Origin of the sequence: Pseudomonas sp. CFII64 (genome assembly GCF_000416235.1) — a bacterium.
Classification (GTDB): domain Bacteria; phylum Pseudomonadota; class Gammaproteobacteria; order Pseudomonadales; family Pseudomonadaceae; genus Aquipseudomonas.
Genome location: NZ_ATLO01000049.1, coordinates 416,285 through 436,874 on the forward strand (window position 1 = coordinate 416,285; position 20,590 = coordinate 436,874).

A 20,590-nucleotide genomic window follows, 5' to 3' on the forward strand; every position below is an offset into this window, starting at 1 on the left:
GTGAACATCTGACGACTCGACAATCAGCGGAACGTCTTGTTGATGTGCAGATGTCGAGCTGCAAACGAACCGGAACCCTGTAAGAGGTCGGCAGATTGGCGGATGAAGGAGGTGCGCTCAATGCGCGAAAGGGCTTTTGGGAAATGCCCTACGAGAAATGTCGTGATTTTCGCCATGGCGAGCGGTCAGGCGCTGTTGGGACCCTTATCAACCCGGAAGCCGGCCTGGACGCGTGCGTCGCTCAGTCAGGCAGCGCGTACGGGATTTGCCGACTGACAAGCAAATCCGCCTGTCATTACGCTATAATCCCGCGCTTTAGCTGTTCCTCGCCCGTGCGCGAGGGCACACATTTTTCTCAGGCGCCTGCCGCCTGCATGCAGACTAAAGAGGCTAGACCCTAGTGGCATTGACGATCCTTGGCCTGTCCGGCGCCCTTAGCCATGATCCTTCCGCTGCCCTGTACATCGACGGCAAGCTCGTCGCGGCGGCTGAGGAAGAGCGCTTCGTTCGCGATAAGCATGCAAAGAACCGCATGCCCTACGAGTCGGCGAAGTTTTGCCTTGAGCAGGCGGGCATCAAGCCTTCGGACGTGGATGTGGTGGCGATTCCTTTTGCGCCCATCAGCCTGTTCGGCAAAGCGCGCTGGCATTACGCCAAGCGTTACTGGTACGCCCCGGATCGTGCGCTCGATGCCCTGCTGATGGGCAATCGCCGCTACAAGCGCTATCGCAACAAGATCGTCTGGTGCCTTGAGCAGCTGGGTTTCGATCCGAAGAAAATCAAGATCGAACCGGTCGAGCACCACCTGGCCCACGCTTCCAGTGCTTACCACTGTTCCGGTTTTCAAGAGAAAACCGCGATCATGGGCATCGACGGCAAGGGTGAGTACGCCACGACCTTCTTCGGCTACGGCGAAAACGGCAAGATCCACAAGATCAAGGAATTCTTCGATCCGGATTCCCTGGGCGGCCTGTACGGCGCGATCACTGAATTCCTCGGCTTTGAAATGCTCGATGGCGAGTTCAAGGTCATGGGCATGGCGCCGTACGGCGATGCCAGCAAGTATGACTTCTCACGTCTGGCGACTTTCGAGAATGGCGAACTGGTGATCAACACCGAGCTGGCCAACGTGATTGGCCTGCGTCGCTATAAAGAGAACGGCAAGGGCTTTTACTTCTCGCCGAAGCTGATCGAGTGGTTGGGCCCGAAACGCGTCGGTGACGTGGCCGACGAGCCTTACATCCATTACGCCGCCAGCATGCAAGCGCTGTTCGAAAAGCTGGCGCTGCAGATGATGGATCACTACCTGGGCGACATTCTCAAGGAAACCGGCAAGATTGCCTTCGCCGGTGGCTGTGCGTTGAACGTCAAGCTGAACCAGAAGATCATCGCGCGCCCAGAAGTCAAAGAGCTGTTCGTGCAGCCGGCTTCCGGCGATGCGGGTACGGCGGTGGGCGCGGCGGCGTATGTGTCCCATGCGCGTGGCGTGCCGGTGGAGAAGATGGAACACGTCTACCTCGGCCCGTCCTACAGCAACGAAGACGTTATCGCGGCCTGCGCACGGCACCCGAGCAAGCCGGTGTGGCGCCAGATCGAAAACACCCCTGAGCGCATCGCCAAAATCATGGTTGAAGGCAATCCGGTGGCCTGGTTTCAGGGCCGCATGGAGTTCGGTCCGCGCGCCTTGGGTGGTCGTTCGATCATTGGCTGCCCAAGCATCCCGGGCGTGGCTGATCGCATCAACCATCAGATCAAGTTCCGCGAGCGCTGGAGGCCTTTCTGCCCGTCGATGCTCGACACCGTTGCGCCACAGATGATCAAGATCGATCACCCCGCGCCGTTCATGACCTTTACGTTCGAAGTGGCTGAAGAATGGAAGACCCGCGTGCCGGAAGTCGTCCATGAAGATGGCACTTCCCGCGCCCAGGTGCTCAAACGCGAGTACAACCCGCGTTACTACGACATGATGAAGGCTCTGGAAGTCTTGACCGGCAATGGCGTGTCGCTGAACACGTCGCTGAACCGTCGTGGCGAACCGATGATCTGCTCGCCGACCGACGCGTTGAACATGTTCTTCGGTTCGGATCTGGAATACCTGATCATGGAAGACATTCTGGTGGTCAAAGACGGCGTGGAAACCTATGACACGCTCGGCTGAGCGCCATGTGCTGCAGTTCTGTCACGGCTATGATGGCCCGTTTCTGGACTGCGCCCGGCAATACGCCAGCCTGTTCGCCGGCAAGGGCTACCGTGTCACCACGGTATTCCTGACCGGTGCCGCTGATGCCGAGGTCGCGGCGGGTTGCGCCTCGGATGAAGTGCTGTTTCTGGAGCACAGCTCCAAAGCCATTCGCGGCCTGAAAATCCGTGCGATCCGCGACCTGCGCAAGATCGTCGCGTCCCGGGATTTCAGCTTCTGCATCGCCCATCGCTTCAAGCCGGTGTACATCGCCCTGCTGGCAACGCGCTTGCCGGTTATCGGCGTGCATCACGCCTTTGGCGACTATCAGCGCCGCAGTCGCAAACTGTTCGCGCAGATCTTTCGCTGGCGGCTGAGCCTGCTCGGTGTGTCCGATGCGGTGCGCGACGACATGCGCAGCAGCCTGCCGAAGTGGCCGACGGGGCGCATTCAGACGCTGTACAACCGTATCGATATCGAGCAACTGCAAGCCAGCCAGTTTTCCGCTGAGCACGCTCGTGAAGAATTGGGCCTGTCGCCATCAGCCTGGATCGTCGGCAATGTCGGGCGTCTGCATCCGGACAAGGATCAAGCCACGCTGTTGCGCGGTTTCGCCAAGGCACTGCCTGATCTGCCGTCGAACAGCCAGTTGGTGATTCTTGGCAAGGGGCGTCTTGAACAGGATCTCAAGGAGCTGGCGCTGGAACTGGGTATCGGTTCCCAAGTGCTGTTCCTCGGCCAGGTCCAGGATGCGCGTCGTTATTACAAGGCCTTTGATGTGTTTGCCCTCAGCTCGGACCACGAACCGTTCGGCATGGTCCTGCTGGAAGCCATGGTGGCCGGCGTGCCGCTCCTGGCCACGTCGTGCGGCGGAGCCAGGGAAGTGGTCGAAGGCGTCGGCGTGCTGTTTCCGCTGGGTGATGACGAGCGTTTGGCCCAAGGCCTGCTGCATTTGTCTGCGCTGGATGCCGAGCAGCGCCAGGCGTGTGCTGATCTGATGTTGCTGCGCCTGCGTGAGCGCTTCTCCGATCAGGCTGTGCGCGACGTGTTCTGGCGTCTGCCTCAAGTCATCAGCGTGACGGCGGAGTCCTGATGCTCAATCGATTGCAAGGCTGGCGTGAGCGTGGCTGGAACCTGATCGATGCCGACGCTTATCAACAGGCCTGGCAGCGTTTCGGTGGCAGCGTGGCGACTCATCCGCTGGTGGTCGAACGCCTTGCCGGACTGGCTGATATTCCCGTGCGTTATCTGGCCTGGGAGCAAGACGGCGATATAAAGGCAGCGATTCCGACCTGGGGTCGCTCGCTGGCGCTGTCCAAAGATGTGTTGAAAAGTCGCGGCAAGAAAGGCTTGTTCGATCTGGGCAACGCCGAATTGATCCTGCCGATTGCCGCCGATGTGCAGGTGCCCGTACGGCATCGCGGGCGCTATCTGTCGGCGCTCAATGAAGGCCGCGTCACGACCTTCAAGCCTCAGGCTGAATCCCTGGCGATGGCGCGAACCCCGGAAGAGCTGTCGAAAAAGTTTCGCTACAACCAGCGCCGCGAACTGCGTCTGCTGGAAGAGGCTGGCGGCATCGTGCGCCCGGTCAGCGAGTTCAGCAGCGCCGAAATGGCCCGCATGTATTGCGACCTGTTCCAGCGCCGCTGGGGTTTCCCGGCGACAGGTGCCGAGCGCATGGGTGAAGTCATCGAATTGCTGCGTGAGTTCCTGACCGGCTCGGTGGTGTTTCTCAATGACGCGCCCATCGCGATCCAGCTGGTGTATCGCGTCGAAGCCCCCGAGTGGATCAGCGTCGAGTACGTCAACGGCGGCGTCGACCCCGAAACCCGGGACTTCAGCCCCGGCAGCGTGCTGAGTTTTCTCAATACCCAAAGCGCCTGGGAAGATGCCCGCGCGCTGGGCAAACCGCTGCGTTTCTCGTTCGGTCGCGCCGACCGCGAGTACAAGGATCGTTGGTGCAACCCCGTGCCGGTATTCCAGATTTGAGCCGTAAACAGGAGCTGCTCAAGCGCCATCGCCGTAACAAGCGTGTGGCGCTGCTGATCGGCTTGCTGTTGCTGATTGTTGTGGGCGTGCTGGTGGCGTGGTGGTTGCCGCTGTTGCTGGCGTTGCTTGGATGGATCGCTCACGAAGCCTGGTTTGCCGATCACCTGTTTTATTCGCCCAAAGACGATTATCAGTACAACTTCCCGGTGGATGCCGAAATTGCCGGCGTCAGCCTGGACGGCGAACGCTTGCACCTTGAAGCGCCATTGCAGCTGTCGGGGGATGAAACCCTGATCCTGGCGATAAAACTCAAAAGCACCTGGCTTGGACGTTTTCTGGACCCGGTCATTGAGATGCAGGGTACTGAAGTCGCGGATCGCCAGGCCTTCGAACGTGGCGTCGACGGCGTGCGTTACCTGAATCTCAGCGGGCTCGGTGCGGCACTGCTCGACGGCTCGTTGCGTCTGCACGCTCGCTTCTGTGGTCTTCAGGGCCCGCCCCGGCTTTGGGTGTTTCGTCAGCCGGATGCCCGTCAGCAAAAAATCATGGTGATTGCGCCTCACGCCGACGACGCCGAGCTGGCGGCGTTCGGTTTGTACAGTCAGGCGCAGGATGCCTGGATCGTGACGCTGACCGCAGGTGAAATCGAAGCCGAGCATTATCAGCAAATGGGCATGCAGCGCGCCGAAGCCGCGCGAATCAAGGGCCGCCTGCGTGCCTGGGACAGCATTGCCGTGCCACGTTGGGGCGGTGTTGCGGAAGCGCAGTGCGTGCAGCTTGGTTATTTCTGCCTGCAACTTGCGGCGATGCAGGCTGCGCCGGATCAGCCCGTGGCGTCGCGCGAAGCGGATCTGAGCGATACCCGACTGTTCCGTCAGTTCAATTCGTTGCCGCTGCCCGGCGACGTCGATGGCGCTCCGACCTGGAATAACCTGCTTGCCGACCTGCGGGCACTGCTCTTGCATGCTCGACCCGAGGTGCTGGTAATGCCGCATCCGGCGATTGATCCGCATCCGGACCATATCTGCGCCCAGGCTGCGGTACTCGAAGCGTTGCAAGGCCTGCAATGGCAGCCGCAGGTGATTCTGGGCTACGCCAATCACTTGCATGACAATGATCGCTGGCCGATGGGTGATGCCTATAGCGGCATCAGTTTGCCGCCGGTTTTCGATGCCGGGCTGCAACTGACGCCTTATACCCTGCAATTGACTGCCGCACAGCAACGCGACAAAGCCATGGCGCTGGGTATGATGCACGACCTGCAACCGCCCATGCCGCTCAAGCGCAAGGTTCGGCGCTGGTTACAAGGATTGTTGGCTGGCCGACGCTGGCCGGCAGAGGGTGAAAACGAATTCTACAGAAAGGCTGTTCGCCGCCACGAGCTGTTCTGGCGCAAGGACATCTGATTCAGCAGGTTGCGGTTCAAGGAAAATAATGAAAGTTCTACTTCTGGTCCAGAAAGAACAACGAGCCATTCTGGATCGCTTGTATGAAGGCATCGCCGCGCACTGCGAGTGTGATCTGCGCTGGCTGACGTCGGCCGAGCAGAGAAATCTGCGCGCCTACTTTCGACGTGAAGTGGATGTCACGCAGTACGACCGCATCGTTTTTTTCCTGCGCTTCAAACAGGAAATCCGTCAGGTTGCATTCATTCGCACCCTTCCCAATCTGGTGATCCTCGAACACGATGCTTACCAGAACTACATTTCCTGCAAGTACACCGGAAAATTCAGCGCCCATTATCGGAAGCTGCCATGGGTACGAGTGATCTGTTCCGGGTTTATAGTGAGCGAGCGTTTGCGGGCTGAAGGTTTCGATGCGGTGTTCGTGCCCAAAGGTTATGACCAGAGCCTGTTGCAGGATCAGGGACGCGAGCGCGATATCGAACTGGCGTTCGTTGGCAGCACCAATAGCGTGGCTTACAGCGGACGCAAGGCGTTGCTGGACGAGTTGGGCCAGGTCGAGAACCTGGTGGTGACACGTACCAAGTCGGGCGAAGAGTACTGCGAGACACTCAACCGGATTCGTTTTTTCGTCAGTGCCGATGTGGGCATGGGCGAGTACATGATCAAGAATTTCGAGGCCATGGCCTGCGGCTGCGTGTTGCTGGCCTATGATCAGGGCGAAGGCGAAAATCGCGCCCTGGGTCTGCAGGATATGGAAAACGTGGTGTTCTATAGCAGCATTGCGCAGTTGCAGGGGAAGCTGGCCGTGCTGCGCAGCGATCCGCAATCGGCGGCGCGTATTGCCGTCAATGGCCGTAATCTGGCAATGTCGCAATTCAGTTTTGCAACGATTGGCCAGCGTATTGTCAAAGAGCTTGAGCCTGCGCTTCGAACGCCTGCACCTTTGACGTGGTTTGAGCGGATGCGGGCGACGCTGGGGTTCTGAATTCAGGCACGATCCTGATCGCGGATTGTTAATGCGGCGTGTTGTTGGTGTTGTGGTTATACCTATTACTTTCAGGTTTCACGGGTTACCTTCCTCGGCCTTGCACGCTGTGTATTGCTGATCAAGACAAGTGAATATCTGGGCTTACGCTGCCGTCTGGAGTGTGCATTGGCTTTACCAATAATTGATCGCGCCTTGGTGGATGTGGGCTTGCCTGCATCGAGGCTCAACATCAGATGAGCATCATTAATGTGATGTGGGCCAGCGGCTCGCCGTTTTCCTCGGTTCATAAGGTGCATCAGCAGATCGTCTCGCAACTCGATCCGAGCATCGAGATCAAGACCTGGTTTCTCCAAGGAGACATCAGCGACTGTTCCGAGCCTGTAAAAGACGCCCGCGAATGGCGACTGTCCTCGCGGTTGCTCAAAGAGCGGCATGTCTGGCGTTTGCTCAAACCCTGGATGCACGCACGTTTACGCAAAGCGCTGCTGGAAAGCGGCGCGAAAATCGTCTTGCTCGATGGCCTCGGCGTCGCGCGCGTGATGCTGCCCATTCTGAAAAACATGCCGGGTATCCGCGCTGTCGTGGTTTTCCACGGCTCCACGCGCTTGCGCGAGCAGCATCGCTCCCTGTTTCGTCAATTCCCGGCCGAGCGCCTGACGCTGGCGGCGGTCTCGCAAACCCTCGCCGTAGCCCTGCAGGAAGATCTGAAGCTGCCGGTGCAGGCGCTGCGCAGCGCACTTGAGCCTACGGCGTTTTGTATCCGGCTGCTGGAGCGCAAGCAAGCGCGCAAGGTGCTGGACTTGCCCGCCGATGGCATCCGCGTGCTCGGTGCCGTGGGGCGACTGGTTGCCGACAAGGGCTTCGACTATTTGCTGGACGCCTTCGCGCAATCGCTGCCGCGCCATCCGGACCTCAATCTGGTGATCATTGGCGAAGGGCCTGATCGCGGCGTGCTTGAACGCAAGGTCAAACAGCTGGGGCTGACCGGCAAGGTGTTCATGCCGGGCCACAAGCCGGGCCTGGCCAAGTTGTATCGCGGTTTCGACTGGGTAGTGATTCCTTCTCGGGAAGAAGGCCTGGGTCTGGTTTTGCAGGAAGCAGTCATTGCCGGCGTGCCGGTACTGGTCAGCGATCTTGAAGTGTTTCGCGAGCAGTTGGGCGACGCTGGCTATTATGTGCCGGTCGCCGATGTTGCCGCGTGGGTCAAGGCGATTGGAACGCTGGTCTCGCAGGAAGGCGCCGATGTTTCCGCCTCCCAGTTCCAGGCCCTCGCACCTGAGGCGGCCTGGGAACGGTTCTGCGAGGATTCCCGAGCGCTGCTGTCGACTCAGTGAGTCGGCGCTGCAAATGTTTCAGGCTGCGAGCAATGCCTGTTCCAGCGCTTGCAAAGGGAACTCGTCGCCCAGGTTCTCGCGTTTGATATAGCTGGAGAAATGCTGGACGTTGCGCTTGATCAAGCGCTCGGACAGCGGCGCCTTGAAGAAACGCATATCGGCCACATCGATCAGGCCCAGCTTTTCCTCCGGCGTGACGACGATGTTGCCCAGGTGCAACGATCTGAAATAAATCCCTGATTGATGCAGACTGCGCACCAGCTCGATAAGCGCCGGGAGCTGCTGCTGCCAGCTGAAACCGGGTTGACGGGCCCGCTGACGCAGGGTTTCGCCGGGCAGCGGGCGATACAGAACGGCGGTCATGCCGGGTTTGTCGAGGGTGTAGAAATGCGTCACCTTGAGGGTTGGAACCCCCAGTTTCTCGAGCTTTGCGGCGTTATCGATGAAGCGTTTCGAATAGGGGCGCAGCAGTGCCGATGAAAACCATCGCTTGCGGCGGAACAGTTTAAGGATTTTGCCATCCTGCAACATGTACACTTTCGCGCCATAGCTGTCGGCCTCCAGCACTTTGGCGCCGACGATCATTTGATTTAAAGCGGCCTTTGAGAGCCGTAAGCATTGCATCAGTAGAAAGCCTTGTTGGAATGCGAGCGGATTGACGCGCAATGATGCCGAAAAGTTGCCGCTTGCACCATGCCGGGCTGATCTGGTCTGAAAATTAGGAGTCAGGATGTACGCACGCCGTTGGGCACAAGTCTGGTTATCCGCCGGGCTGCTGTGGTTTTTGCTGGCGATTGCCTTCGCTCCCTCCAACAAGATTTACCAGCAAGGCCTCGTGGCATTGGTCTGGGTGCCCGGCCTTGCATTGGCGTGGTCGGCGCGTGCGCGGCTGGGTGAGTTTTGGCGGCAGCAGCGGGTCTTGTGCGTTTCCTTGCTGCTGCTCGGACTCTGGTCGACGATCAGTCTTTATTGGTCGCACGCCGAGGAACCGGGTCGCGAATTCAAGCGCATGCTGTACATCGGCCTGTTCGTGCTGTTTTTTCCGATCCTGGCCGATGCTCGCCCGGACCGGGTGATTCGCCTGATGCAGTGGGCCGGGATCGGCATGGCGCTGGCCGCGCTGGTGTCGATGATCGAGTTCTTCGGCATCCGGCATAACCTATGGCATGCGCGGCTGGAAGGCATTGGCGAACTGTCCCACCCGATTCTCGGCGCTTATGTGGTCGGACTTGCCGCCATCTGGATGCTGATGTGGCCGCCGAAACGGCTGCCACTGCGCGGGCTCTGGTTGCTGGCTCTGGTGTTGACCGGCGGCTTTGTCGTGCTGTCCCAGAGTCGCGGCGCCGTGCTGGCGCTGTTTTTTACCGTGGTGGCGATGCCCATCTGGTGTCGCAACCGACGCGCCTATCTGGTTGCCGGTACGGCGGTGTTGCTGGCCGCTATCGGGTTCTGGCTGCTTGAGCCGCTGATGATGGCGCGTGGCTCATCGTATCGTCCCGAGATATTTGTCGCGGCAATCAAGATGATTGGCCAGCATCCATGGATCGGAATCGGTCTGGGAGCGCCTTACGACGTGGTGGTCGCCGATGGCCTGCGTTTTGATCATTCGCACAATCTGTTCACCCACACGGCGATTCAGTTGGGCGTCCCGGGAATGCTGCTCTGGGCGGTGGTCTGGCTGGCGGTGCTGCGCGAAGCCTGGCGCGGTCGCGATACGCCGCTGGGGCGCGGCTTGCTGGGGATGTGGCTATTCTCAACCCTGGCCATGCAGTTCGACGCGGCCAGCCTGACGGGTTCGCCGCGTGCCGAGTGGTTTATCAGCTGGCTGCCGATCGGGCTTGCCACTGTCATGGTTTGGGCCAGGGCCCAGCGCGACGCCTGTGATAAAATCGCGCGTTCTTCTACTTCAGCGAGCTTTAAGATGAGCGACAAAGCGTCCGACGCCGGACAAAGCTCCAGCCTGAAAATCTATTTTCGACTGTTGAATTACGTCAGGCCCTACATCGGGATCTTCCTGCTCAGCATCATCGGCTTCGTCATTTTTGCTTCGACCCAGCCCATGTTGGCCGGCATTCTGAAGTATTTTGTCGATGGCCTGAGCAACCCGGAAGCGGTTCTGTTCCCCAACGTGCCGTATTTGCGCGACCTGCAATTGCTGCAGGCCGTCCCGCTGCTGATCGTGCTGATCGCCGCCTGGCAAGGGCTGGGTTCGTATCTGGGCAACTATTTCCTGGCCAAGGTCTCCCTGGGGCTGGTGCATGACCTGCGGGTCGAGTTGTTCAACAAGCTGCTGGTCTTGCCCAATCGTTATTTCGATACCCATAACTCGGGCCACCTCATCTCGCGCATCACGTTCAACGTGACCATGGTGACGGGCGCGGCGACCGATGCGATCAAAGTCGTCATTCGTGAAGGTCTGACCATTGTTTTCCTGTTCATCTACCTGCTGTGGATGAACTGGCAACTGACGCTGGTGATGCTGGCAATCCTGCCGCTGATCGCCACGATGGTAGGCAGCGCCAGCAAGAAATTCCGCAAGCAGAGCAAGAAGATTCAGGTCGCCATGGGCGATGTCACCCACGTGGCTTCCGAGACCATCCAGGGCTATCGCGTGGTGCGCAGCTTTGGTGGCGAGAAGTACGAGCAGGACCGCTTCGCCGGTGCCAGCCAGAGCAACACCGATAAGCAGCTGCGCATGACCAAGACCGGCGCGGTCTATACGCCGATGCTGCAACTGGTGATCTACACCGCCATGGCGGTCTTGATGTTCCTGGTTCTGTACCTGCGTGGCGATGCGACTGCTGGCGATCTGGTGGCTTACATCACGGCCGCAGGCTTGTTGCCGAAACCGATCCGGCAGCTGTCTGAAGTCAGCTCAACTATTCAAAAGGGTGTTGCTGGCGCTGAAAGCATATTCGAACAGCTAGATGTCGAGCCGGAATTCGATACCGGTACGGTTGAGCGTGAGCGCGTGACGGGCCATCTGGAAGTCAAGAATCTCAGCTTCACGTATCCGGGCACCGAACGTCAGGTTCTGAATGACATCAGCTTTGCGGCGGCTCCGGGGCAAATGATTGCCCTGGTCGGGCGTTCGGGCAGCGGCAAGTCAACGCTGGCCAATCTGATTCCGCGTTTCTATCAGCACAACACCGGGCAAATCCTGCTCGATGGCGTGGAAATCAGCGATTACACCCTGCGTAATCTGCGTCGTCACATCGCCCAGGTTACTCAAAGTGTCACGCTGTTCAATGACAGCGTCGCCAACAACATTGCCTACGGCGATCTGGCCGGCGCTCCGCGAGCCGATATTGAAGCCGCAGCGGCGGACGCTTACGCCAAGGAGTTCATCGACCAGTTGCCCGAAGGCTTCGACACGCAAGTCGGCGAAAACGGTGTCTTGCTGTCCGGCGGACAACGTCAGCGCTTGGCAATCGCCCGCGCGCTGCTGAAAAACGCGCCGTTGCTGATTCTCGATGAAGCAACGTCGGCGCTGGATACCGAGTCCGAGCGTCACATCCAGGCAGCGCTGGATCAGGTGATGAAAGGCCGCACCACGCTGGTCATCGCTCACCGCTTGACCACCATTGAGCGGGCCGACCTGATTCTGGTGATGGACGCCGGTCGGATCGTCGAGCGCGGCACCCACGCCGAGCTGTTGGCGCAGAACGGCTATTACGCCCGCCTGCACGCCATGGGCCTGGACGAGCCGGCTCCGGTTGGGGCGATCTAAACGCCGCGTTATTTTGTAGGAGCGGCTTTAGCCGGGAGCGCGTTCTCCCGGCTAAAGCCGCTCCTACGGATCCGGTCTGCCCCTGTGCTAAGATTCCGCCCCTGTCCATTTAGTCACGGGTTGTTCGATGAAGTTGTCCATGCCGCGTTTCGATCAAGCACCAGTCTTGGTAGTGGGCGATGTCATGCTCGACCGCTATTGGCATGGCGGTACCTCGCGGATTTCACCGGAGGCGCCGGTGCCAGTGGTCAAGGTCGAGCAGATCGAGGATCGTCCAGGCGGTGCCGCCAACGTTGCCTTGAACATCGCCGCACTGGGCGCTCCCGCTTCTCTGGTAGGCGTTACCGGGGAAGATGAGGCTGCCGAAAGTCTGGCCAATAGCCTGAAGGCTGCTGGCGTGCTGGCACGTTTCCAGCGCATCGCCCACCAGCCGACCATCGTCAAGCTGCGGGTCATGAGTCGCCACCAGCAATTGCTGCGCATCGATTTCGAAGAACCGTTCTCGACCGATGCCGAAGCCTTGAGCGCTGAAGTCGATGGCCTGCTCGACGGCATCAAAGTGTTGGTGCTGTCGGATTACGGCAAGGGCGCGCTGAAAAATCATCAGGTGCTGATCAAGTTGGCCCGTGAGCGCGGCATTCCGGTGCTTGCCGATCCGAAGGGCAAGGATTTCGCCATCTACCGTGGCGCCAGTGTGATCACGCCTAACCTCAGCGAATTCGAGGCCATCGTCGGCCATTGCGTCGACGAAGCCGAACTGGTCGCCAAGGGCGCACAGTTGATGAGCGAGCTGGAGCTGGGCGCGTTGCTGGTCACCCGTGGCGAACACGGCATGACGTTGTTGCGCCCGGATCACCCGGCGCTGCATTTGCCGGCGCGTGCCCGTGAAGTTTTCGACGTCACCGGTGCCGGCGACACGGTTATTTCCACGCTCGCCGCAGCGATCGCCGCAGGTGAAGAACTTCCCCACGCAGTGGCATTGGCCAATCTGGCTGCTGGCATTGTGGTCGGCAAGCTGGGTACGGCTGCGATCAGCGCCCCTGAGCTGCGTCGGGCGATTCAGCGCGAAGAAGGTTCCGAGCGCGGCGTGTTGAGCCTGGATCAATTGCTGCTGGCCATCGACGACGCGCGTGCGCACAAAGAAAAAATCGTGTTTACCAACGGCTGCTTCGACATCCTGCATGCCGGCCACGTGACTTATCTGGAGCAGGCTCGCGCCCAGGGCGATCGCCTGATCGTCGCCGTCAACGACGACGCTTCGGTCAGCCGCCTCAAAGGGCCGGGTCGTCCGATCAACAGCGTCGACCGGCGCATGGCCGTACTTGCGGGATTGGGCGCTGTGGACTGGGTGATCAGCTTCCCCGAAGGCACGCCGGAAAACCTGCTGAGCCATGTCAAGCCGGACGTATTGGTCAAAGGCGGCGATTACGGCATCGACCAGGTGGTCGGCGCGGAAATCGTCCAGGCTTACGGCGGCACCGTGAAGGTATTGGGGCTGGTTGAAAACAGCTCGACCACGGCGATTGTCGAGAAGATCCGGCGGCAGTGAAGATTCGGTCCGGCAACGACTGAACTCCGTAGGAGCGGCTTTAGCCGCGAGTCGCGAGTCGCGAACCATGAGCCGCGCTGGCACAAATGACGTGCTCCCGGCTCAAGCCGGTCCTACGGGGATTCGCCTTTTCAGCCTTTCAAACCCTTCACCAACCGCAACAACTGCCGGGCCTTGCCGGTCAGGCGCTTGAGGCCGGTTTTTTTCGGCGGCGGGGTCATGCCCTGTTGGCGCAGCCAGTCTTTCCAGCGAATCCGCTCTTCACGCACCACCCAGCCGTCCTGAGCCGCAAAGCTCTCCGCCAGATACAACCCGCGTGTTCCCGCTGGCGTCAGCTTGTCGCGTTTGAGGGTGTACAGCTCGGGCAGCGGCACACCGTTTTCCAGCGGCATCAGGTACAGGTCAGGCTTGCTGCGATTGAGGCGGGCCACCAGTTCATCGTTTTCCAGGCATTCATCCACGTGAAACAGGCTCAACGGCCGTGCTTCCTTGGGCACTTCCAGGCGCATGTCGTAGATCAGCTGCAATGACGCGGTGGGCAGATGCACGTAGGCGCGTGGCCGCTCGATCAGCGTCATGCTGCCACAACGTACCGGTCGCGCCGCGCCGGACAAGGGCGTCAGGCGAAACGGCATGGCTTCGCGATAGTGCAGGGCGGCGGAGTAGGGCGCCGGCAGCCAGGTGTCATTGAAACGTCCGCTCAACCAGCCTTGCGGGGTTTCGATCAGGCATTCTTCAGCCACTTCCTGAATCGCGGTATGCAGCGGCAGATTCAGTTCGTGGGCCGGAACATAACCGGAGATCAGCTTGAGCACGATGTCGCCGCGATCCTGCCGACGTTGACGCACCAGCACCCAGTAATCACGATTTTGCCAATTCAGCGTCAGACGTACCGAAACCCCGAGATTGGCCAGCTCCGTATCAAAACGCGAGCTGTCCGCCACTTCGATCTTGCGGCGGCGCTGCTGGGTCTGGGCAAAATTCAGCGGCATGCCGATGCTCTGGTAGCTCAGGCCTTCGGGGGTGGCTTCGACGAACAGCGGCAGGGTTTTGAAGTTGCTGGGGTTTTTCCGAATCAGGGTTCGCGGCATATCGGCTCCTTCTTGCGTTGGGGTCGGCCGCCTGCATCAGGCTTGACGGCGAATCACGGCAGCGGCAGTGGCGACGTTGTGGGCCAGATGGAGCGGATCAATGGTCCCGACAATAGCACTGGCGACCGCCGGATGCGCAAACAGCAGCTGGAAGCTGGCCTGTACCGAGTCAACACCGGGGCTCAGGCAGACGTGACCACTGGCCAGCGCCTTCTTGATCAGAATGCCTTTGCCGTGAGCAGCAGCGTAGTCCAGCACTGGCTTTTCGCCCTGTTCGTTGAGGTTGTACGTGACCATCGCACAATCGCCTTCACGCAACGCCAGCAGGCCTCCCTCGACGGTCTTGCCGGAAAAGCCGAAGCCACGAATCTTGCCTTCGCGTTTCAGATCAGCCAGCGCCTGATAAACGCCGCTGTCGTTGAGCACGGCCAGATCGTTGCCGTCGGAATGCACCAGGACCAGATCGATAAAATCGGTTTCCAGACGTTTCAGGCTGCGTTCCACGGACTTGCGGGTGTGTTCAGGGCTGAAGTCATGGCTCGACTCGCCGGCTTCGAATTCCTCACCCACTTTGCTGACGATCACCCAATCCCGACGCTGACCGCGCAGCAGCGGGCCGAGGCGTTCTTCGCTGGTGCCGTAAGCAGGCGCGGTGTCGATCAGATTGATGCCCATGTCTCTGGCCATCTTCAACAGCATTTGCGCGTGTTGGTCGTCCGGGATCTTGAAGCCGTTGGGATACTTGACCCCTTGATCGCGGCCGAGCTTGACCGTGCCCAGGCCCAGCGGCGAGACGATCAGGCCGGTTGTGCCCAGCGGGCGATGCAAATCGTGCAGTGTTTTGACGGTCATGGCAGCAGTTGATCCCAGACGGGTACAGCCAGCGGCGGTCGTGGCAATCCTGCCAGCGGCGGCTGCGGCGTTGGGTGGATTTCATCGTGCGACAGCGCGGCCAGCACCCGGTCGGCGAAGTCCGGAGCCAGCGCCAGTTTGGTCGGCCAGCCCGTCATCAATCGCCCCTGCACGTTGAGGAACGCGTTGTCTGGGCGAGTCAGGCCGGATTGCGCAGGTTCCGCACGATCCACGCGCAAGGTTGCCCATTGCACCTGACTGAGATCGATCCAGGGCAGCAAAGTGCCCAATTCTTTTTTCACAGCAGCGATTTGCGCGGCCGGTTCGCGGGCAACCCCATCCGCCTCGGCGACGTCGCCGCCGACGTACCAGACCCATTGGCCATCCGCAGCCGGATGAGTAGTGACGGTAAGGCGCGGCTTCGGTCCGCCGCCCAGGCAGTGTGCGTACAAAGGTTTCAGGGTTGGCCCCTTGGCGAGGACCATGTGCAGCGCACGGCGTTGCATGGTCGGTTGCGAGACGCCGAGCGTCTTCAGCAGTTCGGCATTGCCGGCACCGGCGCTCAACACCACTCGTTGCGCAATGATGTTGCGCCCGTCAATGCACAGGCCGATCAGCTGGTCGCCATCGTGCAGCGGTTCGATATTCTGTCCGGCCAGCAAACTGTCGCCCGCCAGCTCGGCAAGGCGTGCGATCAGGCTCGGCACGTCGATCACCAGTTCTGCCAGCCGATACACCTTGCCCTTGAATTTCGGGTCTTGCAGCGCGGGGGGAAGGTCGCTGCCTTTGACCTGGTCGACACGACCGCGCACGGCTTTGCTGGCGAAAAAACTGGTGAGATTGCCGGCGAGAGTGCCAGGCGACCACAAGTAATGCGCTTCGGACAGCAGACGCACGCCGGTCAGATCCAGCTCGCCCTTGCCCGACAGCGCCTCACGCCAGCGGCGCGGCATGTCGGCGATGGCTTCAGACGCGCCGGACAGCGCGCCATGCAGCGCGTATTTGGCGCCGCCGTGAATGATGCCCTGGGACTTCAGGCTTTGCCCGCCGCCCAGTGCCGAGCTTTCTACCAGAATTGTCGAGAAGCCTTGACGACGCAGCCGGGCATTGAGCCAGAGACCGGCAACACCGGCACCGACGATCAGGACGTCAGTGGAAATAGCAGAACGCATGCGCACCTCAGTGGCCGGAAGAATGCGGCCATTATAGAGGATCGCGTTTTCAATGCCCGGCGGTTTTCGAGAACAACTGAATCACCACCACGCCCGCGACGATCATCGCCATGCCCAGCACCGCTGGCAGGTCGAGTTTCTGCCCGTAAATAAACAGCGCGGCGACGCTGACCATCACGATGCCCATGCCAGCCCAGACCGCATAAGCCACGCCGACGGGAATGGTGCGTACCACCAGAATCAGCATCCAGAACGCGATGGCATAGCCGCAGATCACCAGCAACAGCGGCAGCGGCGTGCTCAAGCCTTTCACGGCTTTCATGGAAACGGTGCCGATGACTTCGGCGCAAATGGCGATGGCCAACAGGTAGTAAGCAGACATGGCGTAACTCCTCTTCACAGGCTGCGCATTCTAGAGAATCCTGAAGTGCGGTAAAGTCATTACCTATCTGTATTAGAGATAGGTTGGCGCGTGATGCAATGGAATATCGAGCAGATACGTTTATTCGTCAGCGTCGCCGAGCAGCGATCGTTTTCCGCTGTGGCGCGGGACATGCGCCGGGCGCAATCGGCGGTCAGCAGCGCGGTGGCCATGCTTGAATCCGATCTCGGTGTCAGCTTGTTCGAGCGCAGCAGCGGCCGCCAGCCACGCTTGACCGAAGCCGGAACTGCGTTGCTTGAAGAAGCTCGGGAGCTGCTGCGCCAGTGCGAACGTCTTGATGGACGCGCGCTGGCCCTGGCCCGTGGCCAGGAAGCCCGCTTGCGCCTGGCCCATGACGAGGCGATGCCGTATCAACCGGTGCTGGACAGCCTCGAAGAACTGGCCGAACGCTTTCCCGGGGTCGAAGTGCAACTGGCCAGCGCCGCGCAAGGTGACGTCGCGCGCAAGCTGCTGGAACGACGGGCCGATCTGGGTTTGCTGTTTCATCATGAGCAAATGCCCGAAGCCTTGGAGCGTCGCGGCCTGGGCAGCGTTGAAATGGTCACGGTCTGCGCCGTGGGTCATCCGCTGGCGGGTCAGACTCGGGTCAGTCGCCAGCAGCTCGGCCGCCATCGGCAATTGCTCATCGCGCCGCAACAAAGTGGCTATCCCGGCGGCGAGCAGCTCAGCGCGCAGGTCTGGCGGGCCGACAGCTTTTACGTCATGGCCGAATTGCTCATGCGCGGGCTGGGTTGGGCCTGGCTGCCGCGCCATGTGGTGCAGTATCCGGCGTACCAGAATCAGATGACCGAGTTGCTCAGCGAGTGGACGCCGCCGCCCTTGGTGGTGGAGATGGTCTGGCGTCGCGACGAACCGCTCGGACCTGCCGCGCAATGCCTGGCGCAAAGTTTTGCCCGGCATTTGCAGGCCATTGGCTGATAAACTCCGCGCCCATGAATAGAACTCTATATACCCTGCTGTTTCATCTTGGCCTGCCGTTGGTGGCCCTGCGACTCTGGCTGCGGGCGCGCAAGGCGCCGGCTTATCGTCAGCGGATCGGCGAGCGTTTCGCCCTAGGCCTGCCGCCGATGCAGCCGGGCGGGATCTGGGTGCATGCGGTTTCCGTGGGTGAAAGCATCGCGGCGGCACCGATGATTCGCGCGCTGCTGGCGCGTTACCCGCAGTTGCCGATCACCGTGACCTGCATGACGCCCACCGGATCGGAGCGGATCAAGGCCCTGTTCGCGGGCGAGTCACGCATTCAGCATTGCTACTTGCCTTACGATTTGCCTTGGGCGGCGGGACGTTTTCTCGATCATGTGCGGCCAGTGCTGGGCATCATCATGGAAACCGAACTGTGGCCCAATCACATCAATCAGTGCGCCAGACGTGGCATTCCCGTGGTGTTGGCCAACGCGCGTTTGTCAGAGCGGTCGGCGCGAGGTTACGGAAAGTTCGCCGGGTTGACCCGACCGATGCTGGCACAAATGAGCTGGATCGCGGTGCAGACCGAAGCCGAAGCCCAGCGTTTTCGGGATCTGGGCGCAAGGCCTGAATGCGTGGCGGTGACCGGTTCGATCAAGTTCGACCTGAGTATTGATCCGCAGTTGCTCAAAGACGCCGCCGACTTGCGCGAGCAATGGCTGGCGACGCAACGTCCGGTGTGGATCGCCGCCAGCACCCATGCTGGCGAAGATGAAAGCGTGCTGTCGGCCCATCGGCAGTTGCTGGCAAGCCATCCTGATGCGTTGCTGATTCTGGTGCCGCGCCATCCCGAACGTTTTGCCAGCGTGCATGACCTGTGTGTGCAGCAAGGTTTTGCGACGGTTCGGCGTTCATCGCAGCAACCGGTCAGCGCGCAAACTTCAGTGTTGCTCGGCGATACCATGGGCGAACTGCTGTTTCTCTATGCGCTGGCGGATATCGCCTTTGTCGGCGGCAGTCTGGTGCCCAATGGCGGGCATAACCTGCTGGAGCCAGCCGCGCTGGCCAAGCCGGTATTGAGCGGGCCGCACCTGTTCAACTTTCTGGAAATTGCCGCGTTGCTGCGCAATGCCGACGCGTTGGCCGAAGTTGCCGACGCCGCAAGCCTGACAGCCGCCGTGCAACGCCTGTTCGATCAACCGCAACAGGCGCGCGCCATGGCCGATGCCGGGTTGCAGGTGATGAAAGCCAATCAAGGCGCGTTGCAGCGGTTGTTGGATGGGATTGGTCTGTTGGTGAAGGGGCTGCCGTAGGAGCGGCTTTAGCCGCGAGCCACGAGACACGAGCGCAATCTCCCGGCTAAAGCCGGTCCTGCGGCGGTCCTACGGTCGCTCCGACGGCCTTTCAAAGTTCTTGCGCGCAGCCGCTGCCAGATCCGGTGGCAGGAAGTCCTTGTCCGGGTTGTAATCCGGTTTCAGGTAGCGCGACAAATCCTGCAGGTCGCCCGGATTCAGGGTTCCTGCGGCTTGCTTCAAGCGCAGATTGTCGAGGATGTAGTCGTAGCGGGTGTTGTTGTAGTCGCGCACCGAGGCATACAGCTGGCGTTGCGCGTCCAGCACATCGACGATGTTGCGCGTGCCGACCTGATAGCCGATTTCCGTGGCTTCCAGCGCACTCTGGTTGGAGATGATCGACTGCTTGCGTGCCTGGACCTGCTCGACATCGGTGTTCACCGCGCGGTGCAGGTTGCGGGTGTTTTCCACCACTTGCCGACGCAGGCCTTCGCGACGTTGTTCGCTCTGGCTCAGGCGTGAATAGGCTTCGCGCACCTGCGAGCTGGTCAACCCGCCGCTGTAGATCGGAATATTCAGCTGCACGCCGATGCTGCGTTGTTCCACGTCGCCGCTGTAGCTCTGCCCGGTGTAGTTCGGGTTGCTGAAGCCCAGTGCATCGTTGTCGCCGCGCTTGTAGGTCGCCACCGCATCCAGCGTCGGAGCGTGTCCGGCCTTGCGCTGGCGCAGGGTTTCTTCAGCGGCGTTGACGGCGTAGTTACTGGCCAGCAGATTCAGGTTCTGCTGCGCGGCCGTGTCGACCCAGGCCTTGGCGTCATTGGGCGTTGGCGCGAGCACCGGCAGCGTATGGACGATGCCTTCGATGGCGTTGTAATCGCGATTGGTCAACGTTCCCAAGGCCTGAAACGCATCGTCGACCTGGCGTCGGGCGATGATCCGGTTGGCCCGCGCAGTGTCGTAGCTGGCCTGGGCCTGCAGCACGTCGGTCTTGTCCGACAGGCCGACGTCGAAGCGCTCATTGGCTTGATCCAGCTGACGTTTGAATGCGGCTTCTTCGGCTTTGGTCGAGGCCAGATTGTCCTGGGCGCGCAGCACGGTGAAGTAATCCTCGGCGCTTTGCAGGATCAGGTTCTGTTCCGTGGCCGAGAGTTCCAGCGCGGCTTGTTCGTTAACTGCCTCGGCAGCCTGCAACTGGAACCAGCGGTCGGCGCGGAAGATCGGCTGGCTGAGGGTTGCCTGATACACCGTGCCGCTGCGGGTCGCCGTGATATTGGGCTGGTTGATGCTGGTGCGAGTGTTGTTCACATCGGCACCAGCCGACAGGTTGGGCAGCAATCCGGCGCGCGCCTGGGGCACGATTTCCTTGCGGGCGGCGTAATCGGCGCGGGCCGCTGCCAGATCGGCGTTGTTGTTGACCGCTTCCTGATAGACGTTGACCAGTCCGGTCTTGGTCGGAAGAGGCAAATCCGCTGCCCAGGCCACTGCATTGCACGTACACGACACGGCGATGGCCAATGAAAGTTTGCGCAGCATGGGGCATTCCCTGTTGGTAATTGTTCTGCGGGTTGGCGAGTCAAACCAGCCTGCGAGTGTAGTGGTTGGCCTCGTTTGCAACAATCCGGCATATCAGCCATTTATCGAGCGTTTGAAAACGGGCTTGGTA

At 60.5% G+C, this 20,590-nt stretch carries 16 protein-coding genes and 1 pseudogene; 11 read left to right on the forward strand and 6 right to left on the reverse strand.

Annotation, left to right across the window (positions count from 1 at the left end; translation table 11 throughout):
• The first annotated feature begins 400 nt into the window (after positions 1-400).
• The 6 genes from CFII64_RS24765 (at position 401) to CFII64_RS24790 (ending at position 7,896) form a co-directional block, all read left to right on the forward strand.
• Complete coding sequence (locus CFII64_RS24765) at positions 401-2,158, forward strand: carbamoyltransferase (RefSeq protein ID WP_020293609.1); 1,758 nt, start codon at positions 401-403, stop codon at positions 2,156-2,158.
• Positions 2,142-3,272, forward strand: a complete 1,131-nt coding sequence (locus tag CFII64_RS24770; RefSeq protein ID WP_020293610.1) for a glycosyltransferase — start codon at positions 2,142-2,144, stop codon at positions 3,270-3,272. The genes CFII64_RS24765 and CFII64_RS24770 overlap by 17 nt, the downstream gene beginning before the upstream one ends.
• The gene (locus CFII64_RS24775) at positions 3,272-4,168 is read left to right on the forward strand and encodes an antimicrobial resistance protein Mig-14 (RefSeq protein ID WP_020293611.1); all 897 of its coding nucleotides are present in this window, start codon (positions 3,272-3,274) and stop codon (positions 4,166-4,168) included. Before CFII64_RS24770 ends, CFII64_RS24775 begins: the two co-directional genes overlap by 1 nt.
• Positions 4,165-5,574: a PIG-L deacetylase family protein gene (locus CFII64_RS24780; RefSeq protein ID WP_044901651.1), complete on the forward strand. Its 1,410-nt coding sequence runs from the start codon at positions 4,165-4,167 to the stop codon at positions 5,572-5,574. Before CFII64_RS24775 ends, CFII64_RS24780 begins: the two co-directional genes overlap by 4 nt.
• 28 nt (positions 5,575-5,602) lie before the next feature.
• Positions 5,603-6,559 (forward strand): glycosyltransferase, encoded by a 957-nt coding sequence (locus CFII64_RS24785; RefSeq protein ID WP_020293613.1) that lies wholly within the window; start codon positions 5,603-5,605, stop codon positions 6,557-6,559.
• Between the two features lie 236 nt (positions 6,560-6,795).
• A complete protein-coding gene (locus CFII64_RS24790) occupies positions 6,796-7,896 on the forward strand; it encodes a glycosyltransferase (protein WP_020293614.1) in 1,101 nt (366 codons plus the stop codon).
• Positions 7,897-7,914: 18 nt separating this feature from the next.
• Here CFII64_RS24790 and CFII64_RS24795 read toward each other — a convergent pair whose 3' ends face one another.
• Positions 7,915-8,520: a toluene tolerance protein gene (locus tag CFII64_RS24795; RefSeq protein ID WP_044901652.1), complete on the reverse strand. Its 606-nt coding sequence runs from the start codon at positions 8,518-8,520 to the stop codon at positions 7,915-7,917.
• A gap of 625 nt (positions 8,521-9,145) precedes the next feature.
• Here CFII64_RS24795 and CFII64_RS30345 point away from each other — a divergent pair.
• The 3 genes and pseudogenes from CFII64_RS30345 to hldE form a co-directional block, all read left to right on the forward strand.
• Positions 9,146-9,553 (forward strand): annotated as a pseudogene (locus CFII64_RS30345) (O-antigen ligase family protein); the annotation flags it as partial.
• A 264-nt stretch (positions 9,554-9,817) separates the two neighbouring features.
• The gene (gene msbA / locus CFII64_RS30350; RefSeq protein WP_044901676.1) at positions 9,818-11,626 is read left to right on the forward strand and encodes a lipid A export permease/ATP-binding protein MsbA; all 1,809 of its coding nucleotides are present in this window, start codon (positions 9,818-9,820) and stop codon (positions 11,624-11,626) included.
• 127 nt (positions 11,627-11,753) lie between these two features.
• A complete protein-coding gene (hldE, locus tag CFII64_RS24805; protein ID WP_020293617.1) occupies positions 11,754-13,175 on the forward strand; it encodes a bifunctional D-glycero-beta-D-manno-heptose-7-phosphate kinase/D-glycero-beta-D-manno-heptose 1-phosphate adenylyltransferase HldE in 1,422 nt (473 codons plus the stop codon).
• A 131-nt stretch (positions 13,176-13,306) separates the two neighbouring features.
• Here the strand turns inward: hldE and CFII64_RS24810 are convergent, their stop codons facing one another.
• From CFII64_RS24810 to CFII64_RS24825, 4 genes are read right to left on the reverse strand one after another with little or no spacing between them, the layout of a single operon-like run.
• On the reverse strand, positions 13,307-14,266 hold the full coding sequence (locus CFII64_RS24810; RefSeq protein ID WP_020293618.1) for a hypothetical protein: 960 nt from the start codon (positions 14,264-14,266) through the stop codon (positions 13,307-13,309).
• Positions 14,267-14,302: 36 nt separating this feature from the next.
• Positions 14,303-15,118 (reverse strand): aldo/keto reductase, encoded by an 816-nt coding sequence (locus CFII64_RS24815; protein ID WP_020293619.1) that lies wholly within the window; start codon positions 15,116-15,118, stop codon positions 14,303-14,305.
• On the reverse strand, positions 15,115-16,290 hold the full coding sequence (locus tag CFII64_RS24820; protein ID WP_020293620.1) for an FAD-binding oxidoreductase: 1,176 nt from the start codon (positions 16,288-16,290) through the stop codon (positions 15,115-15,117). The genes CFII64_RS24815 and CFII64_RS24820 overlap by 4 nt, the downstream gene beginning before the upstream one ends.
• Before the next feature lie 49 nt (positions 16,291-16,339).
• Positions 16,340-16,672 (reverse strand): multidrug efflux SMR transporter, encoded by a 333-nt coding sequence (locus CFII64_RS24825; RefSeq protein ID WP_020293621.1) that lies wholly within the window; start codon positions 16,670-16,672, stop codon positions 16,340-16,342.
• Between the two features lie 93 nt (positions 16,673-16,765).
• Between CFII64_RS24825 and CFII64_RS24830 the strand changes: the two genes are divergently transcribed.
• The gene (locus CFII64_RS24830; protein WP_020293622.1) at positions 16,766-17,650 is read left to right on the forward strand and encodes a LysR family transcriptional regulator; all 885 of its coding nucleotides are present in this window, start codon (positions 16,766-16,768) and stop codon (positions 17,648-17,650) included.
• A gap of 14 nt (positions 17,651-17,664) precedes the next feature.
• A complete protein-coding gene (gene waaA / locus CFII64_RS24835) occupies positions 17,665-18,948 on the forward strand; it encodes a lipid IV(A) 3-deoxy-D-manno-octulosonic acid transferase (RefSeq protein ID WP_020293623.1) in 1,284 nt (427 codons plus the stop codon).
• Positions 18,949-19,017: 69 nt separating this feature from the next.
• Here the strand turns inward: waaA and CFII64_RS24840 are convergent, their stop codons facing one another.
• Entirely contained in the window at positions 19,018-20,460 is a 1,443-nt protein-coding gene (locus CFII64_RS24840) for a TolC family outer membrane protein (protein WP_020293624.1), read from the reverse strand.
• Positions 20,461-20,590: the final 130 nt, after the last annotated feature.